20 protein-coding genes and 2 tRNA genes are annotated in these 21958 nt (G+C 43.5%); 6 read left to right on the forward strand and 16 right to left on the reverse strand.

Features of this window, described 5'->3' with window-relative positions; all coding sequences use genetic code 11:
* Nucleotides 1-61 precede the first annotated feature (61 nt).
* The 10 genes from ACHUGF_RS08760 to leuS form a co-directional block, all read right to left on the reverse strand.
* Nucleotides 62-898 (reverse strand): septal ring lytic transglycosylase RlpA family protein, encoded by an 837-nt coding sequence (locus ACHUGF_RS08760; RefSeq protein WP_394130467.1) that lies wholly within the window; start codon nt 896-898, stop codon nt 62-64.
* Entirely contained in the window at nt 888-1883 is a 996-nt protein-coding gene (gene mltB, locus ACHUGF_RS08765) for a lytic murein transglycosylase B (RefSeq protein WP_394130468.1), read from the reverse strand. The genes ACHUGF_RS08760 and mltB overlap by 11 nt, the downstream gene beginning before the upstream one ends.
* Nucleotides 1884-1890: 7 nt before the next feature.
* Nucleotides 1891-2997, reverse strand: coding sequence for a rod shape-determining protein RodA (gene rodA / locus ACHUGF_RS08770; RefSeq protein ID WP_394130469.1), 1107 nt, complete (start codon nt 2995-2997; stop codon nt 1891-1893).
* A complete protein-coding gene (gene mrdA, locus ACHUGF_RS08775) occupies nt 2994-4868 on the reverse strand; it encodes a penicillin-binding protein 2 (protein ID WP_394130470.1) in 1875 nt (624 codons plus the stop codon). Before mrdA ends, rodA begins: the two co-directional genes overlap by 4 nt.
* A gap of 105 nt (nt 4869-4973) precedes the next feature.
* Complete coding sequence (gene rlmH, locus ACHUGF_RS08780) at nt 4974-5444, reverse strand: 23S rRNA (pseudouridine(1915)-N(3))-methyltransferase RlmH (protein ID WP_394130472.1); 471 nt, start codon at nt 5442-5444, stop codon at nt 4974-4976.
* Complete coding sequence (gene rsfS, locus ACHUGF_RS08785) at nt 5444-5773, reverse strand: ribosome silencing factor (protein ID WP_394130474.1); 330 nt, start codon at nt 5771-5773, stop codon at nt 5444-5446. Before rsfS ends, rlmH begins: the two co-directional genes overlap by 1 nt.
* A gap of 167 nt (nt 5774-5940) precedes the next feature.
* Nucleotides 5941-6564, reverse strand: coding sequence for a nicotinate-nucleotide adenylyltransferase (gene nadD, locus ACHUGF_RS08790; protein ID WP_394130475.1), 624 nt, complete (start codon nt 6562-6564; stop codon nt 5941-5943).
* A 7-nt stretch (nt 6565-6571) separates the two neighbouring features.
* Nucleotides 6572-7603: a DNA polymerase III subunit delta gene (gene holA / locus ACHUGF_RS08795; RefSeq protein ID WP_394130477.1), complete on the reverse strand. Its 1032-nt coding sequence runs from the start codon at nt 7601-7603 to the stop codon at nt 6572-6574.
* Nucleotides 7603-8109 carry an LPS-assembly lipoprotein LptE gene (locus ACHUGF_RS08800; protein WP_394130478.1) on the reverse strand — a complete coding sequence of 169 codons (507 nt, stop codon included), beginning with the start codon at nt 8107-8109 and terminating at the stop codon, nt 7603-7605. Before ACHUGF_RS08800 ends, holA begins: the two co-directional genes overlap by 1 nt.
* Before the next feature lie 208 nt (nt 8110-8317).
* A complete protein-coding gene (gene leuS / locus ACHUGF_RS08805) occupies nt 8318-10897 on the reverse strand; it encodes a leucine--tRNA ligase (protein WP_394130479.1) in 2580 nt (859 codons plus the stop codon).
* Nucleotides 10898-11017: 120 nt separating this feature from the next.
* Here leuS and ACHUGF_RS08810 point away from each other — a divergent pair, with 120 nt between their 5' ends.
* The gene (locus ACHUGF_RS08810; protein WP_394130480.1) at nt 11018-11518 is read left to right on the forward strand and encodes a zinc ribbon-containing protein; all 501 of its coding nucleotides are present in this window, start codon (nt 11018-11020) and stop codon (nt 11516-11518) included.
* A 128-nt stretch (nt 11519-11646) separates the two neighbouring features.
* Here the strand turns inward: ACHUGF_RS08810 and lnt are convergent, their stop codons facing one another.
* The 6 genes from lnt to ACHUGF_RS08840 all read right to left on the reverse strand — a co-directional run bounded on the left by lnt (nt 11647) and on the right by ACHUGF_RS08840 (nt 17856).
* Nucleotides 11647-13209 carry an apolipoprotein N-acyltransferase gene (gene lnt, locus ACHUGF_RS08815; RefSeq protein WP_394130481.1) on the reverse strand — a complete coding sequence of 521 codons (1563 nt, stop codon included), beginning with the start codon at nt 13207-13209 and terminating at the stop codon, nt 11647-11649.
* Between the two features lie 3 nt (nt 13210-13212).
* Nucleotides 13213-14091 carry a CNNM family magnesium/cobalt transport protein CorC gene (gene corC / locus ACHUGF_RS08820; protein WP_394130482.1) on the reverse strand — a complete coding sequence of 293 codons (879 nt, stop codon included), beginning with the start codon at nt 14089-14091 and terminating at the stop codon, nt 13213-13215.
* 54 nt (nt 14092-14145) lie between these two features.
* The gene (ybeY, locus tag ACHUGF_RS08825; RefSeq protein ID WP_394130483.1) at nt 14146-14607 is read right to left on the reverse strand and encodes an rRNA maturation RNase YbeY; all 462 of its coding nucleotides are present in this window, start codon (nt 14605-14607) and stop codon (nt 14146-14148) included.
* Nucleotides 14604-15746 carry a PhoH family protein gene (locus tag ACHUGF_RS08830; RefSeq protein WP_394130485.1) on the reverse strand — a complete coding sequence of 381 codons (1143 nt, stop codon included), beginning with the start codon at nt 15744-15746 and terminating at the stop codon, nt 14604-14606. Before ACHUGF_RS08830 ends, ybeY begins: the two co-directional genes overlap by 4 nt.
* Nucleotides 15747-15939: 193 nt before the next feature.
* Entirely contained in the window at nt 15940-17367 is a 1428-nt protein-coding gene (gene miaB, locus ACHUGF_RS08835; protein WP_394130486.1) for a tRNA (N6-isopentenyl adenosine(37)-C2)-methylthiotransferase MiaB, read from the reverse strand.
* Between the two features lie 81 nt (nt 17368-17448).
* Nucleotides 17449-17856: a hypothetical protein gene (locus tag ACHUGF_RS08840; protein WP_394130487.1), complete on the reverse strand. Its 408-nt coding sequence runs from the start codon at nt 17854-17856 to the stop codon at nt 17449-17451.
* Nucleotides 17857-18072: 216 nt separating this feature from the next.
* Here ACHUGF_RS08840 and ACHUGF_RS08845 point away from each other — a divergent pair, with 216 nt between their 5' ends.
* The 5 genes from ACHUGF_RS08845 (at nt 18073) to ACHUGF_RS08865 (ending at nt 21908) form a co-directional block, all read left to right on the forward strand.
* Nucleotides 18073-19314, forward strand: coding sequence for an FAD-dependent monooxygenase (locus tag ACHUGF_RS08845; protein ID WP_394130488.1), 1242 nt, complete (start codon nt 18073-18075; stop codon nt 19312-19314).
* Nucleotides 19315-19505: 191 nt separating this feature from the next.
* On the forward strand, nt 19506-20093 hold the full coding sequence (gene pth, locus ACHUGF_RS08850) for an aminoacyl-tRNA hydrolase (protein WP_394130490.1): 588 nt from the start codon (nt 19506-19508) through the stop codon (nt 20091-20093).
* A gap of 72 nt (nt 20094-20165) precedes the next feature.
* Nucleotides 20166-21257, forward strand: coding sequence for a redox-regulated ATPase YchF (gene ychF, locus ACHUGF_RS08855; RefSeq protein WP_394130491.1), 1092 nt, complete (start codon nt 20166-20168; stop codon nt 21255-21257).
* Nucleotides 21258-21652: 395 nt separating this feature from the next.
* Nucleotides 21653-21729 (forward strand) — tRNA-Met (locus tag ACHUGF_RS08860).
* A gap of 94 nt (nt 21730-21823) precedes the next feature.
* A tRNA-Leu gene (locus tag ACHUGF_RS08865) sits at nt 21824-21908 on the forward strand.
* Nucleotides 21909-21958: the final 50 nt, after the last annotated feature.

Here is a 21958-nt window from a genome sequence, read left to right on the forward strand (position 1 = left end):
ATATCACTTAAATGCAAGGATTTTTCATTAAGCTTCATTCATTAGCATGATTCTTAGCATTTTATCCGTTAGGTTTATCGTGCTGGATTAGATAACTCTGAGGATAGCCCTGTTGTTTCACTTTTTGTAGCAATTGCTCTGCAACGTGATGTAATCCAATTGGACCAAGCTGAAGGCGGTGTAACCCGTCACCTGAAATTATATGGCTCGGCACTTGATACTTCTCTTCCAATTCCCTTGCTAGCATATTCACTTTTAGTTTGTCTTTTGACGCCAGCAGCTGAATGTAGTGAATTTTGTCTTCTCTTAACTCTGACAGCGCTAATGATTCAGGTGAGTCAAAGTGAATTGTCTCAATGGCAACTCTTGCGGTGCCAGTTTTCAGCATGTCGATTCGATGCGCCGCAGCATAAGATAGGTCAATGACTCTGCCCGGGTGGAATGGTCCACGGTCGTTAACTCTAACAATGACTTGTTTATTGTTATCTAGGTTAGTGACTCGAACGTAACTAGGTAATGGCAAGGTTTTATGGGCTGCTGACATGGAATACATGTCATAGGTTTCACCATTTGAAGTCAGGTGGCCATGAAATTTTGAACCGTACCAAGATGCATCACCTGATTCTTTAAACCCTTTACCTGTTGTAAGTACTGTGTAGCTTTTTCCACGCACAGTGTAAGTCATATTATTGCCTTGACGGCTATAAGGTTCGTACTTGGGGTGTGCATCTTCTACTTTGCTGACATCTGGGGCATCAGTAGGGGCCCGATCGTGTTTGATTTGATAGCGATCATCTTGGCTTGTTGGTGTTGAAGGTGAACTTGAACACGCAGAAAGTAGACCAAACAGGAAAGTTAGCGAGCAGGCTTTGGCAATCGTCATTGTTTTATTGAGCATTATACGCTTCTTCTAATTGCTGACTAAACTGGTAAACCGCCATGGCATAAAGTGGGCTGCGGTTGTAGCGCGTGATGACGTAAAAGTTTTTTAACCCTAGCCAATACTCATCAACTTCAGTTTGCTGTAATTTAACTAGCATTGCAGGCTGCGCAGCATCAATATCTTTAGTGACACCTAAGCTTAATGCCGGGGTCAAAATGTCAGATACCTTGTAATGTAAGCGTTCGCTTTTCCATACTTTTGCCTGTGGTTTCTCTTCGCCTGTGTAAGTTAACGGTAGCACTACTGGTGCCCCTTTTTGCCAACCATGTTGATGAAAGTAGTTCGCCACACTGCCGATCGCATCCGCTTTGTTATTGAGCAGATCTCGACGTCCATCATCACTAAAATCTACCGCGTAATGACGATAGCTTGATGGGATGAATTGGCCATAGCCCATTGCACCTGCGTAGGAGCCTTTTAAGCTATCTAGGTCTAATTGTTCTTCTTTGACTAATGCCATCAAATTGCCAAATTCACTTCGGAAAAAGTTGGCACGAGGTGGATAATAAAAGCCCAAGGTGTATAAAGCATCTTGCACCTTATACTTACCCATGTAGCCACCGTAAAAAGTTTCGATGCCAATAATGGCAACGATAATTTGTGGATCAACCTGATACTTTTTGGCCGCACTGGCAATGGTGTCAGCATTTTCTTTCCAGAACTCAAGGCCTTTTTCTAGGCGCTTATCTGTCAAGAATATTGGGTAATATTGGTGCCATGGTTTAGCTTCCCACGGGCGAGAAATGGCATCTAATACGGCCTGATTGTGGTTTGCTGAGTCGATAAATTGGTTAACTTCGGCTTCAGTAAAGCCTTTTGCCACTTGTTGCTGAATAAATTCAGCCTTGAGCGCTTCTGGGTTATGTTGTTGAGCCTGTAATGACAGGGGAACCAAAGTAAGTAAGCAAGCACTAACAAAATACCGAATCGAAGTTAACATGGCGTCCTTATCTATCTACAAAGCGTCTGTGAGTATGAATACTCATTAAAATACCAAAGCCTGTCATGAGGGTAAGCATGGAAGTACCGCCATAACTGACTAATGGCAATGGCACGCCCACAACAGGAAGAATGCCTGATACCATACCAATATTTACAAAAATATAAACAAAGAAAGTCAGAATAATACTGCCGGCTAATAAACGAGCAAAGCTAGTTTGTGCTCTTGATGCGATAACCAAGCCGCGGCCAATGATAAATAAGTAAATGGCCAACAACAATAGACTGCCCATAAGCCCAAACTCTTCACCTATTACCGCGAAAATAAAATCAGTGTGGCGCTCAGGTAAAAACTCAAGTTGTGATTGTGAGCCTTCTAACCAACCTTTGCCCCATATGCCACCAGAGCCAATGGCTATTTTCGATTGGATAATATGGTAGCCCGCTCCGAGAGGGTCGGATTCAGGATTAAACAATGTCAGCACTCGGGTTCGTTGATAATCATGCATTAAAAAGAACCAGAGAATAGGCAATAGCGCGAGCACTGCGGCAATAAATCCGCCGACAATCATCCAACTCATGCCTGATAAAAACAGCACGAAAATACCGGATGCTGCGACGAGAATAGAGGTGCCCAAGTCAGGCTGTTTTGCGATAAGCAATGTCGGAATAAGTAAAATAACGCCGCCCATGGCTAAATAGCGCTTCTTTGGCGGAAGTGGGTATTTACTGATGTACCAGGCCATCGTAATGGGGAAGGCCAGCTTGATTAATTCGGAGGGTTGAAACTCCATAAAGCCTAAGTTTAACCACCGCTGAGCGCCTTTGTTTACCGTGCCAAAAAAATGCACTCCAAGTAGTAAAATGATGCCCATGATGTAAATGGGGAGTGCCCATCGCCGCAGTATTTCGGGATTTATTTGAGCCACAATCAACATAATGAACAATGAAACGCCCATACGTGTAAACTGCCTTTCCATCATGGCAGTGCTTTCACCACTCGCTGAGTAAATGGCAAAAAGGCCATAAGCCATGAGGATCAGTAAGCCAAACAGCAGTGGCGGGTCGATGTGGATCCGTTGCCAGAAGGTCTTTCTATAATGATGGGTACTCACTCGCTCACCTCATCTTCATTAAGTGAAGCGTATTCATCACGTAAAATATATTCATCCAATAATGCTCTTGCTAAAGGACCTGCATTTGCACCACCCCAACCCGCATTTTCTAACACAACAGCTAGCACAATAGTCGGGTTTTCATAAGGGGCATAAGCGACAATTAGTGCGTTATCTCTTAGGTGTTCAGCAATGGTTTCTGCATCATATTCCTGATCTTGCCCGACACTAAATACCTGAGCCGTACCGGTTTTCATTGCTGCAGTATATCTGGCATCTGTGAAGCGTGATTTTTGTGCAGTTTGACGCATCGCTTCATTGATAATTTCCCAATTATGTTCATTGTCTAACTCAATTGGTGACATTTCATCAGCTGGCGGTTCGATGGTCACTGAGTCAGAACTCATTGATTTTAATAGGTGTGGGGTATATCGAGTGCCTCGGTTAGCTAATATTGCCGTAGCATTAGCTAACTGAAGTGGTGTTGAAGTCCAATAGCCTTGGCCAATACCAACCGAAATGGTGTCACCCACATACCAAGGTTGGTTGTAGCGCATCCGCTTCCAATCACGAGATGGCATAATGCCATTGGACTCTTCAAAGATATCAATGCCCGTACTTTGACCAAAGCCAAATGGCTCCATAAAGTTAGCGAGTTTATCAATGCCCGATTTGTACACTAAGTCGTAATAGTAAATGTCACAGGAATCAATAATTGAGTGGTAAACATCGACCCAGCCATGGCCCCAACGTTTCCAGTCACGCCAACGACGCTCTACTCCAGGTATTTGCCAATAGCCAGGATCCCAGATACGAGTTTTCTCAGTGACAATTTTCTCTTCTAAACCCATCAATGCGACTAAAGGTTTGATGGTTGAGGCGGGGGCGTATTGCCCTTGAGTTGCACGGTTAATTAACGGGCGAGATGTGTCATTGAGCAACTGGCTATAGGCTTTACTGCTGATACCGTGTACGAAGGCATTTGGGTCATAGCTAGGACTTGACACCATTGCTAACACGCCTCCATCTCGAGGATCGATTGCTACTACTGAACCACGGCGACCAGCCAACAAGTCCATGGCCTTTTGTTGCAATTTTAAATCTAGCGTCAAATGAATATCTTGACCCGGTGTGGGAGGGGTAACCTTAAGGGTACGGATAACTCTGCCACGGTTATTGACCTCCTCTTCAAGGTGTCCAGGTTTACCGTGCAGTAAGTATTCGTAATATCGTTCAACCCCTTGTTTGCCGATATCATTGGTAGCAGCGTAGTTTTTCCACTCACCACTTTGCTCTAAATTTTGCTTGTCTCTATTGTTGATGCGACCAACATAGCCAAGCACATGTGTCATGAGCCCTAAATGCGGGTAGCTCCGCTTTAAACCTGCCTCGACATATATGCCAGGGTAGTCATGTTGATTAACACTGAAAACAGCCACTTGTTCTGGGGTGAGTCGACTTTTGATTGTCAGCGGTTTAAATCGGCGATGAAAACGCAGTCGCTCTTGAATGTTCTCACGCTCATCTTCTGATAATTCAATGACGTCACTGAGTTTGTCTAATGATGCTTCTAGGTCTTTGACTCTCTCAGGGATCATCTCTAATGAGTGAAAAGGCTGATTTTCAGCCAACAATTGGCCATGACGGTCAAAAATGAGGCCTCGACTCGGCGCGGTAGGCACCACACGAATGCGATTATCATTGGAGCGCATCTCATAGTCTTTAAACGACACGACCTGTAATTGATAAAGGTTATAAAAAAGCAGGCTTAAGAGAATAAATACGCATACAAAGGTGAATAGTGCACGGCGCTTAAATAAAGATGCTTCGGCAGCGTGGTTGTGCATTGTGATGCGCTTTTTTGGCGACACAGAACTCTCTCCAACTGGATCTTATGCAGGAATTGATTGCGAATAATTCACTTTATCAGTTAGCGGCAGTGAACAAAAGCCTCCACTGGCTGAGACGGTCACAGATTATTCTCTATGATAAGGGTGATTATTGTTTACACTCCAGGCTCGGTATAGGCTTTCACTGACCAATACTCTGACTAGAGGGTGGGGTAAGGTTAACGCTGATAGACACCAGCTTTGCTGAGCTGCCGCCTTACATGCAGGCGCTAAGCCTTCTGGTCCACCAATTAGCAAGCTGACATCTCGTCCATCAAGTTGCCACTTTTCCATTTGCTTTGCTAATTGTGGTGTGGTCCAGTTTTTGCCTGGTAAATCCAGACTTACAATATGATTGCCTTTACCAATGGCGGCCAACATTTGCTCACCTTCTTTGTGAAGAATACGTGCGATGTCGGCGTTTTTACCACGTTTCCCAGCAGGAATTTCTATCAACTCTAATGCCATATCCCGTGGGAAGCGGCGTTGATACTCTTCAAACCCTGTGGTAACCCAAGCTGGCATTTTAGTGCCAACGGCAATCAGTTGTAACTTCATTAAGCGTCTTGCTCAGTCCATAGCTTTTCAAGCTGGTAGTATTCACGAGTTTGATCTTGCATGATGTGAAGGATCACATCACCTAAATCAACTAGAATCCACTCACTGCTGTCACGCCCTTCAACACCGATTGGTGGTTCACCTGCCGCTTTAGCTTCAACAATCACATGCTCGCTGATGGCTTTTACGTGGGTTTTAGATGTACCAGTACAGATAATCATGGTTTCAGTGATAGTCGATTGATTCGTCACATCTAAAACCGTGATGTCTTTAGCTTTTAAGTCATCGATTTTATCGAGAACAAATTCTTTCAGTTCGGTGCTTTGCACGCGAAGTACCTCATTAGTCAAAAATAACGGGGCATTATACGCAAAATGCCTATCAATGCGCAATTATGAAGCAGTTAGCTTAGTGAATATTTGAAGCGAATGAGGTTTCATGTTGCAGAGTTTGTTTGCTTTGGTTATCGCACTAGTCTGGAGTGTAATTATACGGTTTATCGATATAGCTGATATTGCTCAATATATTCTTGGGTAGACTTGGCTAGCCATGTTGAAAGCGGCTTGTTTTGCTGCAAGTGTTGACGGATTTCAGTCGATGAAATGGCAAGCATTGGCGCATCGACTCTAAATATATGCCCACCGTCTGATTGTATGGTTGGATTATTACAAATACGCTCATGTAATTGCAGCTGCATGACGTTATCCGTTGGCGATGTCCATCCCGGTCTTGCACAAAGGGCGATATGGCAATAGTCGAATAATGATTGCCATTGATACCAAGAAGGCAAGTTCACAAATGAGTCCATGCCCATGATGAAATAAAACGTGTGCTGCGGATAAGTTTGCTTAAGCAAGCCTAATGTCGTCACGGAATAAGAGGGAGAATCGCGTTCTATTTCAATATCGCACAGTTCGAATTGTGGATATTGCTGACAAATGTCTTTCACCATCGCAATACGATGCTCAGTGCTGACATGGGCACCATTTTTATGTGGCGGAATATGGTTTGGCATTAGCCAAAGCTTATCAAGCTGGAGCTGGGTCAGCGCGGCTAAAGCGGGTTGTATATGGCCTAAATGAATAGGGTCAAATGTGCCGCCAACAATACCTATACGCATGCTAGCCTCAAGATAATTCAATATGTGCCAAACGGTTATGGGCACGAGGATCAAATAACAAACACAAGTGACTGGTACCTACCCAATCTTCTGCACCATGCTGTTTTAAATTTAATTCGAGTTTTGAAGCAAAAGCGAGCATATGTGAGATTTGATCTAGCTCTAAGCGCTGTAATGCTGCTTGATACAGGGGTTTACGCTTGTCCCAAATTCGGTGTTGAGAATATAACTTAGCTAAAGGCGTTCCTTGTGACATGCCAAGCTTTAATGTCAGTAATAGGTTTATTTCTTTAAATAATGCCCACATTAGAATCGGCATGGCTGTACCTTCACCTTGTAGCTGTGACAGCATATGCTGTGCTTGCTTATGATGGTTTAGTAGTAGGGCATCTGTTAACTGAAAAACACTAAAGCGCGATTGATCTTCGAAATATTCTTGTAAGTGTTGAGCGGTAATATCTTGTTCAGGACTGAGTAGTTGCAGCATTTGCAGAGCTTGTTCTGCGGCCAATAAATTGCCTTCAAACAAGCTAAACATCATCGCTTTAGCATCATGATGGATAGTGAGCTGGTAATGACTAATACGGCTATCGAGCCAGCGTTCAAACTGTTTCCCTTCTGGGGTAGCACAAGGAATGTAGAGACCAGCTTTATCGAGCGATTTAAACCACTTGCTATTGGTTTGTTCAAGACCTAGTTTTGGGCCTTGTAAAATCAACAAAATATCTGGGTTAGCTTGTGCAAGTAGTGTTTGAAAAGCTCCTGAACCATCAGCACCAGGCTTTGCATTGGGTAAGGTTAACTCTATGATGCGGCGGCTGGCGAATAAGCTCATCGATTGCCATTCTTGGATTAGATCGTTCCAGCTGAAGCCTGTTTCTTGAGAGAGTTGTATTCGCTCTTCAAAACCTTGCTGTTTTGCCGCTGTAATTAGCGTTTGTTTGGTGTGCTCAACCAGCCAAGGGTCATCACCAAACACCATGCAAACTTGAGGCAAGGGGGACAGGTGGCGATTAACTTGATCTGGGTAGACGCGCATTAATGGTTTCCGATACTGGCGAGTGTTTGCACGATACGGTCAGCGGCTTGTATTCGCATTTCTTTCACTAACAGTTCCATTTCACGACTTTTTGCTAGTGCAGTACGAGGATCGTCTTTGTAGTCACGGCGAATGGAAGTGTCAAAGACTTGAGGCTCTTGCTCTGGCAAGGTCACAGAAAAATGCACTTGGTAAATCAACTCGTATTCTGCCACGTTACCAGTGGGGTAGAGCGACAGTGTCGCACGCTCAAGTGAATCACTGTGTAAACGAAGTACAGGTACATCATCACTTGCTGGCACCATTTCTACACGCTGAACACGTAAACGGTCACCTAACAGGCGAGTGAGCTCACTGTATTTGTCAGCGCTGCTTAAATGCAAGGTAGACAGCTCAGCTGGGATAGAATAATTACGCTGTAGCTTAAAGCCACAACCTGATACGAGGCTGGTAACTATGATTAGGCAAAGCCAAAACGGGGCACTATTTAGCTTGAAAGCGGGCATATGGTGTCATGCATCCTATTATTGTATTAACACTTATCAATGGTTTTAAATCTATGGTTTCAAATCAATGCTTTCTAATTTTATGATTTTAAATCAATGCTTCTATAGAAATGATTTAAGCCCCATTGATAAGGGTTAACAAAGTATTTTAAGGTTCAGGGTCAATAACCCTGAACCTTATGTTCACTATCGACTTAGCACTGAATCATTATTTAGCAACGATGCTCAATAACTTACCCGGTACGTAAATCACCTTAACGATATTGAGACCGTCGGTGTATTTTTGTACTTGTGCTTCAGCCATGCCTGCAGCTTCTACATCATCTTTAGATGCATCTGCCGCCACAGTGATTTTTGCGCGAACTTTACCGTTAACTTGAACAACAATGAGTTTGCTGTCTTCAACTAAGGCTGATTCATCAACTGTTGGCCATAGGCTTTCTTCGATATCAGTTTGATTACCTAATGATTGCCACATGCTAAAACAAGTATGAGGAATAATTGGGTAAAGCAAACGTGTAACCGCAGAAAGAGCTTCTTGCATCAATGCACGGTCTTGATCATTTTTGCTTGGTGCTTTTTGCAGCTTGTTCATCAATTCCATGATAGCGGCAATAGCAGTATTGAACATTTGACGACGCTCAATATCATCACTAACTTTAGCGATGGTTTTATGTAGCTCGCGACGTAAGGCTTTTTGATTGTTATCAAGCGCTTTAGGGTCAAGTGTTACTACCTCACCACCTGCAACGTGATCATGGGTAGTTTTCCATAAACGTTTGATGAAACGGTGTGCACCTTCTACGCTAGACTCTTGCCACTCAAGCGTTAGCTCAGGTGGTGCAGCAAACATCATGAATAAACGTACTGTGTCAGCGCCGTATTTATCCACCATTTCTTGTGGATCAATACCATTGTTTTTCGACTTCGACATCTTGCTCATGCCGGTGTAAACCAATTCGTTACCTTGAGAGTCAACCGCTTTGGTGACACGGCCTTTATCATCGGTTTCTTGTACTGTTACATCAGATGGCGATACCCAAACTCGTGCGCCTTTCTCGTTGGTGTAGTAGTAAGCGTCAGCCAATACCATACCTTGAGTCAATAGACGTTTAGCGGGCTCATTTGAGTCAACTAAACCGATATCGCGTAGCAATTTGTGGAAGAAGCGGAAGTACAGTAGGTGCATACACGCGTGCTCAATACCACCAATGTACTGATCAACAGGCAACCAGTAGTTCGCTTTTGCAGGATCAAGCATTTGATCTGCTTGCGGGCTACAGTAACGCGCGTAATACCAAGATGATTCCATAAAGGTATCAAAAGTATCAGTTTCACGAAGTGCAGGCTGACCATCCACAGTGGTTTTCGCCCACTCTTTGTCAGCTTTAATTGGGCTCTGAATGCCGTCCATGACCACATCTTCAGGAAGTACAACAGGAAGCTGTTCTTCAGGTGTTGGCATGACAGTGCCGTCTTCTAGAGTCACCATTGGAATTGGCGCCCCCCAGTAACGTTGGCGCGATACGCCCCAGTCACGTAAACGGAAGTTCACTTGGCGCTTGCCTTTGCCTTCTGCCGCTAATTTAGCGTCGATAGCATCAAATGCAGCTTGGAAAGCTAAGCCATCAAATTCACCAGAGTTAAACAGAATACCTTTTTCTGTGTAAGCTTCAGCGCTGATATCAAGTTCACCTTCTTCAGGCTTAATCACAGCTTCAATACTTAGGCCGTATTTGGTGGCAAACTCATAGTCACGTTGATCGTGCGCAGGTACAGACATGACCGCGCCAGTACCGTAATTCATCAATACAAAGTTAGCGACCCAAATAGGGACTTGCTTACCAGTGATTGGGTGAACTGCGTAAAGACCGGTTGCAACGCCTTTTTTCTCCATCGCAGCCATTGCCGCTTCGGTTGTATCAACGTTCTTACACTCTTCAACAAAAGCGGCAACTTCTGGATTGTTCTTTGCCGCCTGTTCAGCGAGAGGGTGGCCACTTGCAACAGCAACATAAGTGACGCCCATGACAGTATCAGGGCGAGTGGTATAGATATCGAATGTCGCATCACAGTCTGCAACATTGAAGGTCATTTCGATACCTTCACTGCGACCAATCCAGTTGCGTTGCATTGATTTAACTTGCTCAGGCCACTCGTCTAATTGATCAATGTCATTGAGTAACTCTTCTGCATAATCAGTGATTTTAATAAACCACTGTGGAATTTCTTTTTGAACAACTTCTGTGTCACAGCGCCAGCAACAACCGTCTTGTACTTGCTCATTCGCTAGTACAGTTTCATCGTTTGGACACCAGTTTACTGAAGCTGTCTTTTTGTAAACCAGACCTTTTTCGTAAAGCTTGGTAAAGAACCATTGCTCCCAGCGATAGTATTCAGGTGTACAAGTGGCGATTTCACGACTCCAATCATAACCAAAGCCCAATAACTTAAGCTGGTTCTTCATGTAATCGATGTTTTCGTATGTCCAGGGGGCTGGTGCGGTTTTGTTGTTAATGGCCGCGTTTTCAGCAGGTAGACCAAATGAGTCCCAGCCGATAGGTTGAAGCACATTTTTACCCTGTAAACGTTGGTAACGAGACACAACATCACCTATTGTATAGTTACGCACGTGTCCCATATGCAGTCGACCTGAAGGGTAAGGGAACATTGAGAGGCAGTAAAACTTCTCTTTGTTTGCATCTTCGGTGACTTCAAATGTTTTTTTGGTATCCCAGTGCTGTTGTACTGAGGATTCAATTTCTGAGGGATTATATTGCTCTTGCATCAATCTATTTCCGGCTATGCCGCCCATTGTTTGATCTAACGCTCATTAGCGTGACGAATAACTGCATAGAATAAACTAGAAGTGATGTATTAAAAAGGTTCGGATGAAGGAGTATTGACTATGAGTAAGAGAAGTTCCGCTTTATTAGACCTATATCAAGCCTTAATCGACCAAGTTAAACAACAGTACGCTGAAGATAACTCTTTGACTGCTAAAAGTTTGTTCCTATCTGTCGTACAAGGGAAAGAGTACTTAAAACTCAAATCAGCTGCGAAAGAAGAAGAACTGGATTTAGTCGAAGATTTTTTAAAGCGAGACATTTCTAACTTTATAAAACAGACAAATGCTGATGATATTAGAATGAGCCCGAGTGTGATTGCCATGGAGAACAAACTTTGGCATTGGCTAGGTGAGCTATCTGATCGTAGCCAAGTGGAATGGCATGAGGTGACTAGTGACCTAGTGCATCAAGGGGTTTATCGCTCAGGAGAAGTAGTCAATCAAGGAAAAATGGTATGTAACCAGTGCCACCACGAAATGGAAATTGAGTTTCCAAGTCTGATCCCTGATTGCCCTAAGTGCGATGGTGCAGAGTTTAGTCGTGAAGCCTTAACGCCTTAAATCAGTGTAAGGTTATATCAAGCTTGAGTTTGAAGGTGCAGAGTAAGGCTAATTGTTGCTAATTAGCCTAGTCACTCTGCATATTTTTTATATTTCAGGGGGAGGTACTTAACTTTGCCGGTTCTAGATTAGCTTTTTACCAATAACCTTCTTTGTCTTATCACTGCTACCAATAAAAACAGAGCAGACATTATTAATATTGGTTTTTGCCCCATGCGTTTAAACCATGTTTCACCATGATATAGCGGGACTTCGGCAACCAGTACACCGGTTTCAAATTGGGGTAATTGCTCGGTAATTTGACCATATGGGTTAACTACCGCAGTGACTCCGTTATTTGTTCCTCTCAGTAATGGCTTACCCATTTCAATGGCGCGCATTTGTGCTATTTCCATGTGTTGCAATGGACCATTTGAAGTGCCAAACCAAGCATCATTAGATACGGTTAACAACAGGTCTGTATCTTGATTTGTGTTGGCGCGTACTTGCTCGGGAAATACTATCTCGTAGCAAATAGCGGGTGAGACTTGATAACCCACTGCATTAAGGTTTTGCTGCTGAAAGTCACCTCGTTGAAATGATGACATGGGTAAGTTGAAAAAAGGTGCTAAAGGACGTAACCAATCTTCTAATGGGACAAACTCCCCTACCGGTAATAAATGATGTTTAAGAAACTCATTGCTGCCGTTCACTTGATAATCTGGCTGGGCTTGCTGTTTTTGATCGTGATTGCCCAATACCACAAGCGCATTGTAATAGCCTGTGGGCTTTTTACTGATTATGCCGGTGATAATGGCGAGGTTATTTAAATGCGCTGATTGATTGGCACTCATTAAAAAGTCATCAACCATTATTTCTGGTGCGGGAACCGCAGCTTCTGGCCAAATAACAATGTCTAAGCTGGATACTTCATCGTAATGGTCTCGGGTCAGATCCATATATTTGAGCATGGTCGGCCAAAGATTCTCAGGCTCCCATTTCATGCTTTGTGCAATGTTTCCTTGAACCAGAGCAACTTTGACTTCATCACCTGTTGGTTCAATGGGATTAAGCTTAGGTGCAACTATCGCCGCAGCGATTAATAAGGGCGTCAGTATGGTCACCGCAAGCCACTTTTTCATTGCTAGCAGTGCCAAGCTTGCCGCGAATATCGCAATAACAAAGCTTAAGCCCATGGCACCAATCACACTGGCCAACTCACTCAGTGGGCCACTGGTTTGGCTATAGCCAGCCCATAACCAAGGGAAACCTGTAAGAACCCAGCCTCTTAGCCATTCGGTGATTATCCATAGTGCGGGAAATGAAGCTAGATAGTGCCAATGACTAGAGTGATTAGGTCGTAATTTGGCTAATAACCAACCGCATAATGCGGGGTAGATTGCTAAATAGAGAGCAAGTAGCACCATTAAGCTAATCGATACAAATAATGGCATGCCACCAAAGGTATCAATGCTGACGTGTACCCAGCTAATGCCGACACCGAAACAGCCAAAACCGAAGCTTAACCAGTATTGCAGGCTTTGCTTTGGTGTGAAGCTTCGGCTCTGGAAAAGTACAAAGGCCAGCGCGAGAGGATAAATGGCCCAAATAGAATAGGGCGCAAATGCCAAAGCAGTACTGGCGCCAGCAGCAAATGCTGTCGCCAGATGAAATAGTCCTGCTTTGGATTTAAATAATGAAGTGGTAAGCACAGGTTAGTCTGTTGAATCTTCACTGATATACGCTTCAGGTAACTTGACGCGTAATTGGTTGAGGCGGCGGCTGTCGGCATTAGTCACTGTAAACTCGATATTTTCAATGGTAATGCTTTCGTTACGCTCTGGTAGGTGGCCAAATGCGTGGGACACAAGTCCACCAACTGTATCGAACTCTTCATCACTGAAGTTTGTGCCACAAGCTTGGTTAAAGTCTTGAATTTCAGTCAATGCTTTAATCAAAAATACCGAGTTACCGACTTTTTTGATCTCAGTATCTTCGACTGAGCTATGGTCAAATTCATCTTCAATTTCACCCACAATTTCTTCGAGAATATCTTCAATGGTGACTAGACCTGAAACACCGCCGTACTCATCAACCACAATAGCCATGTGATAACGCTGGGAGCGGAATTCTTTTAATAAAACATCAACACGTTTGCTTTCTGGCACAACAACCGCTGGACGGATGATTTGTGCAAGAGAAAAAGGCGTTTCAGTTTGTTTGAAGCCATATTTGATCAAATCTTTAGCGAGTAAAATGCCTTCGATATGATCCTTGTCTTCGTTGACGACAGGAAAACGAGAGTGAGCTGACTCAATAACGGTATTCAATACTTGGTCAACGTTTGAGTCTATCTGAAGGGTGACGATTTGTGCTCGAGGGATCATAATATCCCGTACACGCATGTCAGTAACCTCTAATACACCTTTAATCATTTCGCGGGTGTCTTCGGTAATTAAGTCACGCTGTTCAGCATCATCAATCACTTCAACAAGGTCTTCGCGATTTTGAGGTTCGCCCTGGAAGATTTGGTTTATTTTATCAAGCCAACTTTTCTTAGGGGCGTTTGTACTCGGGGGGATCTCGTCACTCATAGTTTTATCCAAAATCGGTAATAGCAGTATTATTCGCTTAAGTTACAGATTTTTTTAGGTTTCCTTATAAGGGGTGTCATAGCCAAGGCCTTGGATTAGTTGAGTCTCAAGAGACTCCATTTCCTCGGCTTCTTCATCGATAATATGGTCATACCCTAGCAAATGCAAGCAGCCATGAATAACCATATGTGCCCAATGCGCTTGCAAGGGTTTATTTTGTTCAATCGCTTCTTTTTGTACCACATTTACGCAAATGATCAGATCACCTAAAAGTGGCAATTCAACCTCAGGTGGGGACTCAAAAGGGAACGACAATACATTAGTGGGTTTATCTTTACCGCGATAGCTGTGGTTCAATTGTTGGCTTTCAGCATCATCCACCAAGCGAATGGTGAGTTCAGCCTCATCCATACCATTGCCTATCGCTGTACGCGCCCACAGTTCAAAGTCTTGTTGACTGGGCAGCGCGGCGTGCTCGGTGGCAATTTGTAAATCAAGCGTCAAAGCTAAACTCATTGAGGTGAACCTTGCTCGTTGTCGGCTAATAAAGATGCACTCTCTTGCTCAGGTGCAAGTGTGTTAGCCACGTCGCCATTTGTGTGCGAGACCTGTTCGTTGCCTGCATCAACTGACTGTTTGGCTAAATATGCCTTATGTTTTGCATCTTTCTCACGTTCTTGCTGCTGGTCAAAGGCTTCATAGGCTTCAACAATGCGCGCCACTACAGGGTGACGAACAACGTCTTGCGCGACGAAAAAGTTGAAGCTGATTTCAGGCACTTTACTTAACACTTCAATGGCGTGTCGTAGGCCAGACTTTTGGCTACGAGGTAAATCAATTTGGGTTATATCGCCTGTGATGACTGCGCGTGAATTAAAACCAATACGGGTTAAGAACATTTTCATTTGCTCAACGGTCGTGTTTTGGCTTTCATCCAAAATGATAAATGCATCATTGAGTGTACGGCCTCGCATGTAGGCCAGTGGAGCCACTTCAATGACATTGCGCTCAATCAGCTTTTCTACTCGCTCAAAGCCCATCATTTCAAATAATGCATCATATAAAGGGCGCAGATATGGGTCGACTTTTTGGCTTAAATCTCCAGGTAAGAATCCTAGCTTTTCGCCGGCTTCTACTGCTGGACGAGTCAATAAGATACGGCGCACTTCTTGGCGCTCTAACGCATCAACTGCAGCTGCAACTGCAAGGTATGTTTTACCTGTACCAGCAGGGCCAATGCCGAAGCTGATGTCATGGCGAGCAATATTACTTACATAAGCACTTTGGTTTGGATTACGCGGTTTGATCACGCCACGCTTTGTTTTGATATGAAGCCCTTTATCTGTATCAGAATGGTCGGCTTCAATGGCAATGGCTTCTTGAATAGCCAAATGCACAGTATCAGGTTCTAAATCAGGCGTACTGCCGCGAACTGGTTGAGTTTCAATGTATAACTGTTTCAGTAAGTTATTTGCATTGAGCGCATTACGTGGCAAGCCCACAATCGTGAAGTGGTTATTCTTGTGGATAATTTCAACGCCAAGGCGACGTTCTAACTGTTTAATGTTGTCATCAAATGGGCCGCATAATGAAGATAAACGGCGGGTATCTGAAGGTTCCAGATACAAATTCATGGTAGTGACTTTATCGGTCAATTATCTCTCCAAACAAGGTTTCAATACGACTGTGTTAAGGATAGTTTACGAGGCTAATTCAGCAATTGCTAGTTTTGGCCGAACAAGCATCTCACATTTACTGTTATTGTGATTGGTATTATCGTGAAAGATATCCAGCGACAAAAATAGCAAAAGGCGGCAATGCCGCCTTTAAAATCATGATGATATCTGTTTACTCCGGTGTAAACTGGCTTACGCCTAAGTCATCATCTTGTTTATGTTTCGCCAGAATATCTTCTGGGCGTAAGCTCTTACGTAGATCCATTTCATCTTCACCACGAATAAACTCACCCCGTAAAGAGTTGGTATAGACATCGACAATCTCTACGTCCACAAAACTGCCAATATGGGTATGAGGCGCTTCGAAGTTCACAACGCGGTTTGTTTCAGTACGGCCACGCAACTCCATTGGGTTTTTCACCGATGGTCCTTCAACCAAAATACGCTGCACAGTGCCTAGCATCTGGCGGCTGTACCGCATAGCTTGCTGAGTAATACGATCTTGTAAAATCGATAGACGTTGCTTCTTCTCATCTTCTGATACATCATCAGGTAAATCAGCAGCAGGCGTGCCTGGACGCGCACTGTAGATAAAGCTAAAGCTATGGTCAAAATTGACTGCTTCAATTAGCTTCATGGTATCTTCAAAGTCTTGCTGAGTTTCACCAGGGAAACCGATGATAAAGTCTGAGCTCACTTGAATATCTGGGCGCGCTTTACGTAAACGGCGAATAATAGACTTGAATTCAAGTGCCATGTGGCCGCGCTTCATTTGCGTTAAGATGCGATCTGAACCTGACTGAACAGGTAAGTGTAAGAAACTGACTAATTCAGGTGTATCTTCATATACGTCAATGATGTCTTGACTAAATTCTATTGGGTGGCTGGTGGTAAAGCGAATGCGGTCAATACCATCAATGCTGGCCACTAAACGCAGTAATTCGGCAAATGTGCAAATGTCATCATCATGGGTTGCACCGCGATAAGCATTCACATTTTGGCCAAGTAAGTTGACTTCACGTACGCCTTGAGCAGCAAGTTGAGCAACTTCTAAAATCACATCATCAACTGGGCGACTGACTTCTTCACCTCGGGTATATGGCACGACGCAGAAAGAGCAATATTTACTGCAGCCTTCCATAATAGATACAAACGCGGTAGGGCCTTCAGCTCTTGGCTCAGGCAAACGATCGAATTTTTCGATCTCAGGGAAGCTCACGTCAATGACCGCTTTCTCACCCCTTTGCACCTGACCAATCATTTCTGGTAGACGGTGTAAGGTTTGCGGGCCAAATACGATATCAACGCATTTAGCACGTTGTTTTATAGCTTTGCCTTCTTGGGAAGCTACGCAGCCACCGACGCCAATGATGAGGTTAGGATTTTTATCCTTTAAGTTCTTCCAACGACCAAGCTGGTGGAACACCTTTTCCTGTGCTTTCTCACGAATTGAGCAAGTATTAAGTAGTAATACATCTGCTTCAGACGCTTCTTCTGTCAAGGTATAACCTTGATAATCGTCAAGTAAGTCAGCCATCTTAGATGAATCGTATTCATTCATCTGACAGCCCCAGGTTTTGATATGAAGTTTCTTACTCATCACTGCTCGCCGATAACCCATAGTAAAAATAGCGCGATATTTTACCTGTTGTAACTCTCTGTGGCTAGCATTACTCAGGCATTATTGCGGTGCAGCAATTACCCCTTCATATTGTAATGAATTAGGGTTTCCTTCTAACTCTGCTGAAAATGCTAGCGAAATCCCAAATTCCTGAGCCATTGTTTTACTTTGATTACGTGCATCAAACATAATATCTTGTGTCAATTCTTGCCTAAAAGCGGTTATCAGTTCCGAGGTTTGCTGATATAAGGCATAATTAAACGCATCGCGATATATAACAGTGATGATTTCCATTTCAGGTGCAACTGCTTGTGATGCAGTTTCAGTGATTAACAGGGGATCATCTTGCTGAGCGATTGCATTTGGGCTGACGAAAGTGCCAAATGAAGCAACGCCGACTAACAAGGTTAAACCTAGTGTTCTACTGAACGCCCTTTTAGCATGTAGTAATAGTGTGTGACTTTCCATGATTTACTCTCTTATCCATTGAATGGGATATTCATAAGACAGTTTCAGTTTAGGAAAGGGTTTATAAGTTTAGCACTGGCCTTTGTAACTAAGTGTGCATAATGAGCCAATAGCAACACTTGCTCACATTTTGAGCAGTAAACACACACTTTGTAAGACTTTGACATATTTAGTCACACTTACGAGTAATGTTTTTTATTTTTGCAGGAAAGCACGATGCAACAAACTCCAAACGCGCTAGCGAGTTCGTCTACTTCTTCAACTTCTACAGCTGACATTCAAGCTCATTATGACGCTGTGGTTGTGGGTGGTGGTATGGTCGGTGCAGCAACGGCTTTAGGTCTTGGCCAACTTGGGTTGTCAGTGGCGATGATTGAAGCACTTGCGCCAACGGCATTTGAAGCTGCACAGCCTATGGATGTGAGAGTATCGGCTATCAGTGTCGCTTCTGCAAAACTGCTATCTCGCTTAGGCGTGATGGACAATTTGTTATCCATGCGCCATTTGGCTTACACGGGGTTGGAAACCTGGGAAATAGATGGCTTCATGACTCAGTTTAATGCTGAGCAAATAGATCAGCCGCATCTCGGCTACTTTTTCGAAAATCGGCTCATTCAATTAAGCCTGTGGCAGCAAATCGAATCTGTAGATAATATTGATGTGTTATGCCCTGAAAAGGTTGCCAAATTTAGCCGTGATAATGAGTTCAATGTTGTAGTTGAGCTTGAGCAGGGTGGTGAGTTCACCACATCACTATTGGTGGGCGCGGATGGGGCAAACTCGCAAGTTAGGCAGTGGGCTGGAATTGGTATTACAGGTTGGGATTATGCACAATCAGCTATGTTGATTAATGTGGCACTAGATAACCCAATAGCGCCTGTCACTTGGCAGCAATTCACGCCAGATGGACCAAGAAGCTTATTACCTTTACCGGATCAAAAAGCATCACTGGTTTGGTATGACTCTCCAGCTAAAATCAAACAGTTAATGCAATTACCCCTTAATCAATTGGCCACGAAAATTCGTCAGCACTTCCCTGATCGACTTGATCCCGGTTTTACTGTAGAAGCGCGTGGTAGTTTTCCTCTTACCCGACGACACGCACAGCAATATTATCAAAGCAATGTGGTGATTTTAGGTGATGCGGCCCACACCATTAACCCGCTAGCAGGGCAGGGTGTTAATATTGGTTTTAAAGATGTGGATGTGCTGATTACTGAAGTAGCTAGTGCTATTGGTAGTAACAACAACTGGCATAGCAATAACGTATTAAAGCAATATCAGCGTAAACGTTATTATGATAATCAATTGATGATGACTGCCATGGATGTGTTCTATGCTGGTTTCAGTAATGATATTTTGCCATTGAAGTTCATCCGAAATGGTGCGTTAAAGCTGGCAAATATGGATAACGCGATAAAACGAAAAGTGCTCAAGTACGCAATCGGTATCAATTAACGCATACTAATTACATATTAAAGAGACAGAAAAGAAAGCAAGGTTTTTAGCCTTGCTTTCTTTTATGTGCATCATATTTTGTTCAGTGTGTTTGTTGCCTGTGCAATAGGGTGTTAAAATGCCGCCTTTTATCGCTAGCAGTCAGCGAGATTGGCTAGTATGACAGCGCAATACAGATAGTTTTGGTGATAATGAGTAACATTAAACTGATTGTTGGCTTAGCCAATCCAGGGGCCGAATATGCCCAAACCCGCCATAATGCGGGCGCATGGTATGTGCAAGAGTTAGCGCGTATTTGTAATGCTCCTTTAAAAGCTGACAGCAAATATTTTGGTTTGACTGCTCGTACTGTATTACATGGCAAAGATGTCAGATTGCTGATCCCCTCTACGTTTATGAATTTAAGCGGTAAGTCAGTTTCAGCCTTAGCGAATTTTTTTCGGATTGAGCCTGAAGAAATACTCGTGGCGCACGATGAATTAGATATGCTTCCTGGTGTTGCTAAATTTAAGTTAGGTGGCGGCCATGGCGGTCATAACGGCTTAAAAGATATCATCGCTAAGATGGGAAATAATAAAGGATTTTACCGATTACGTATCGGTATTGGTCATCCAGGCGATAAAAATCGTGTGAGTGGCTATGTGCTAGGTAAAGCACCAGCAAAAGAGCAAGAGTGTATGGATGCGGCAGTGGATGAAGCTGTGCGTTCTACTGAAGTTTTGTTCAAACAAGATATGGCAAAGGCAATGCACAGGTTGCATTCCTTTAAAGCAGAGTAACGCATAAGTTTATTCTGCAGGGCACTGATTCAAGGTTCGAAAGAACCATTTAGACAAGTAAAAGGTATCACTATGGGTTTTAAATGCGGCATTGTTGGTTTACCAAACGTAGGTAAATCTACCCTGTTCAATGCACTAACACAGGCTGGAATTGAAGCGGCTAATTTTCCGTTTTGTACAATTGAGCCAAACACAGGTGTCGTTCCTGTACCGGATCAACGCCTTGATGCGTTAGCAGCCATTGTTAACCCACAACGTGTGTTACCAACTACAATGGAATTCGTTGATATCGCCGGCCTAGTTGCAGGTGCATCAAAAGGTGAAGGCTTAGGTAATAAATTTCTAGCGAACATTCGTGAAACAGATGCCATCGGCCATGTAGTACGTTGTTTTGAAGATGAAAACATCACTCACGTAGCTGATAGTGTCGATCCTGCGCGTGATATTGAAGTGATTAACACCGAATTAGCACTTGCTGACTTAGAAAGCTTAGAGCGTGCCGTTTTACGCCAACAAAAGCGTGCTAAAGGCGGTGATAAAGATGCTAAGTTTGAGGTTGAAGTGCTTGAAAAGCTTCGCCCAACACTTGATGAAGGTGGCATGTTACGTTCAGTTGAACTGACTAAAGAAGAAAGTGCAGCGATTCGTTACTTAAACTTCTTAACTTTAAAGCCAACGATGTACATTGCAAACGTATCAGAAGATGGCTTTGAAGATAATGCTCATCTTGATGCCGTACGTGCGATTGCTGAAACTGAAAACGCCGTTGTTGTACCAGTTTGTGCAGCTATCGAGTCTGAGCTTGCTGAGATGGATGAAGAAGAGCGTGAAGAGTTTATGGCTGATTTAGGTATTGATGAGCCTGGCCTTGACCGCGTAATTCGTGGTGGTTACAGCTTGCTTAATCTTCAAACCTATTTCACTGCTGGTGTAAAAGAAGTACGCGCTTGGACTGTTAAAGTGGGCGCTACAGCGCCGCAAGCTGCAGGTGTTATCCACACTGACTTTGAGCGTGGTTTTATTCGTGCACAAGTTGTGTCTTATGATGATTTCATTGAGCATAATGGTGAAGCTGGTGCTAAAGATGCAGGTAAACTGCGTGTAGAAGGTAAAGGTTATATCGTTAAAGATGGCGATGTAATGCACTTCTTATTTAATGTCTAATCATTGATTGCAGCACCAATGTCACTACATTTTTGCGAGATTGGCCAAGTCAATTGTGCACAAGCCCACTGATATAATAAGTGGGCTTTTTAAGCGCCAAAACATAGCGGCGTTCATACACAAGAAAGTGTAAAAGTAAGTCTGATGATTTTTCATCAATGCGCTAAAATAGCTATTTCTACTTGGAAAAAAGTAAAACTTAGCGTTAAATAATATTTTGCTGCTTAGGCTGTCGGTTTATTAGCTAATTATTGTAGAATCAGTATCCAGTTTGGTGAAGTTATAGCCGAACAAGCAATAATGATTCAAAATGCGAAAAAAAGCGGTTGACCTCGATACCCTGAATAAGCATAATACGCCCCGTCCTCGCGATAGAGGGCAGAAAGAAATAAAGTGGCAATGTAGCTCAGCTGGTTAGAGCACAGCACTCATAATGCTGGGGTCGCAGGTTCAAGTCCCGCCATTGCTACCATCTTCTCAAGATGTCAAACTAGAGTTTAGTCAGTTAGTTAAAGCTTTGCTTTAGACATAGGGCTGACACCTTTCTCAGGAAAAAGAGAATCAGTGCGGGAGTGGTGGAATTGGTAGACACGCCAGATTTAGGTTCTGGTGCCGCAAGGTGTGAGAGTTCAAGTCTCTCCTCCCGTACCATTGATTTCGCGTTGCAGCTTAGGTTAGTGACGTGAGAAGTAAGAAAAGAT

Source organism: Shewanella maritima (assembly GCF_043643735.1).
In the GTDB taxonomy this organism is placed as follows: domain Bacteria; phylum Pseudomonadota; class Gammaproteobacteria; order Enterobacterales; family Shewanellaceae; genus Shewanella; species Shewanella maritima_A.

Bases quoted from the DNA above. Each gene is read 5' to 3' on its own strand.
- ACHUGF_RS08760 (WP_394130467.1), bottom strand. From the start codon at position 898: ATGCTCAATAAAACAATGACGATTGCCAAAGCCTGCTCGCTAACTTTC.
- mltB (WP_394130468.1), bottom strand. From the start codon at position 1,883: ATGTTAACTTCGATTCGGTATTTTGTTAGTGCTTGCTTACTTACTTTG.
- rlmH (WP_394130472.1), bottom strand. From the start codon at position 5,444: ATGAAGTTACAACTGATTGCCGTTGGCACTAAAATGCCAGCTTGGGTT.
- nadD (WP_394130475.1), bottom strand. From the start codon at position 6,564: ATGCGTATAGGTATTGTTGGCGGCACATTTGACCCTATTCATTTAGGC.
- holA (WP_394130477.1), bottom strand. From the start codon at position 7,603: ATGCGCGTCTACCCAGATCAAGTTAATCGCCACCTGTCCCCCTTGCCT.
- ACHUGF_RS08800 (WP_394130478.1), bottom strand. From the start codon at position 8,109: ATGCCCGCTTTCAAGCTAAATAGTGCCCCGTTTTGGCTTTGCCTAATC.
- leuS (WP_394130479.1), bottom strand. From the start codon at position 10,897: ATGCAAGAGCAATATAATCCCTCAGAAATTGAATCCTCAGTACAACAG.
- ACHUGF_RS08810 (WP_394130480.1), top strand. From the start codon at position 11,018: ATGAGTAAGAGAAGTTCCGCTTTATTAGACCTATATCAAGCCTTAATC.
- corC (WP_394130482.1), bottom strand. From the start codon at position 14,091: ATGAGTGACGAGATCCCCCCGAGTACAAACGCCCCTAAGAAAAGTTGG.
- ybeY (WP_394130483.1), bottom strand. From the start codon at position 14,607: ATGAGTTTAGCTTTGACGCTTGATTTACAAATTGCCACCGAGCACGCC.
- miaB (WP_394130486.1), bottom strand. From the start codon at position 17,367: ATGAGTAAGAAACTTCATATCAAAACCTGGGGCTGTCAGATGAATGAA.
- ACHUGF_RS08840 (WP_394130487.1), bottom strand. From the start codon at position 17,856: ATGGAAAGTCACACACTATTACTACATGCTAAAAGGGCGTTCAGTAGA.
- ACHUGF_RS08845 (WP_394130488.1), top strand. From the start codon at position 18,073: ATGCAACAAACTCCAAACGCGCTAGCGAGTTCGTCTACTTCTTCAACT.
- pth (WP_394130490.1), top strand. From the start codon at position 19,506: ATGAGTAACATTAAACTGATTGTTGGCTTAGCCAATCCAGGGGCCGAA.
- ychF (WP_394130491.1), top strand. From the start codon at position 20,166: ATGGGTTTTAAATGCGGCATTGTTGGTTTACCAAACGTAGGTAAATCT.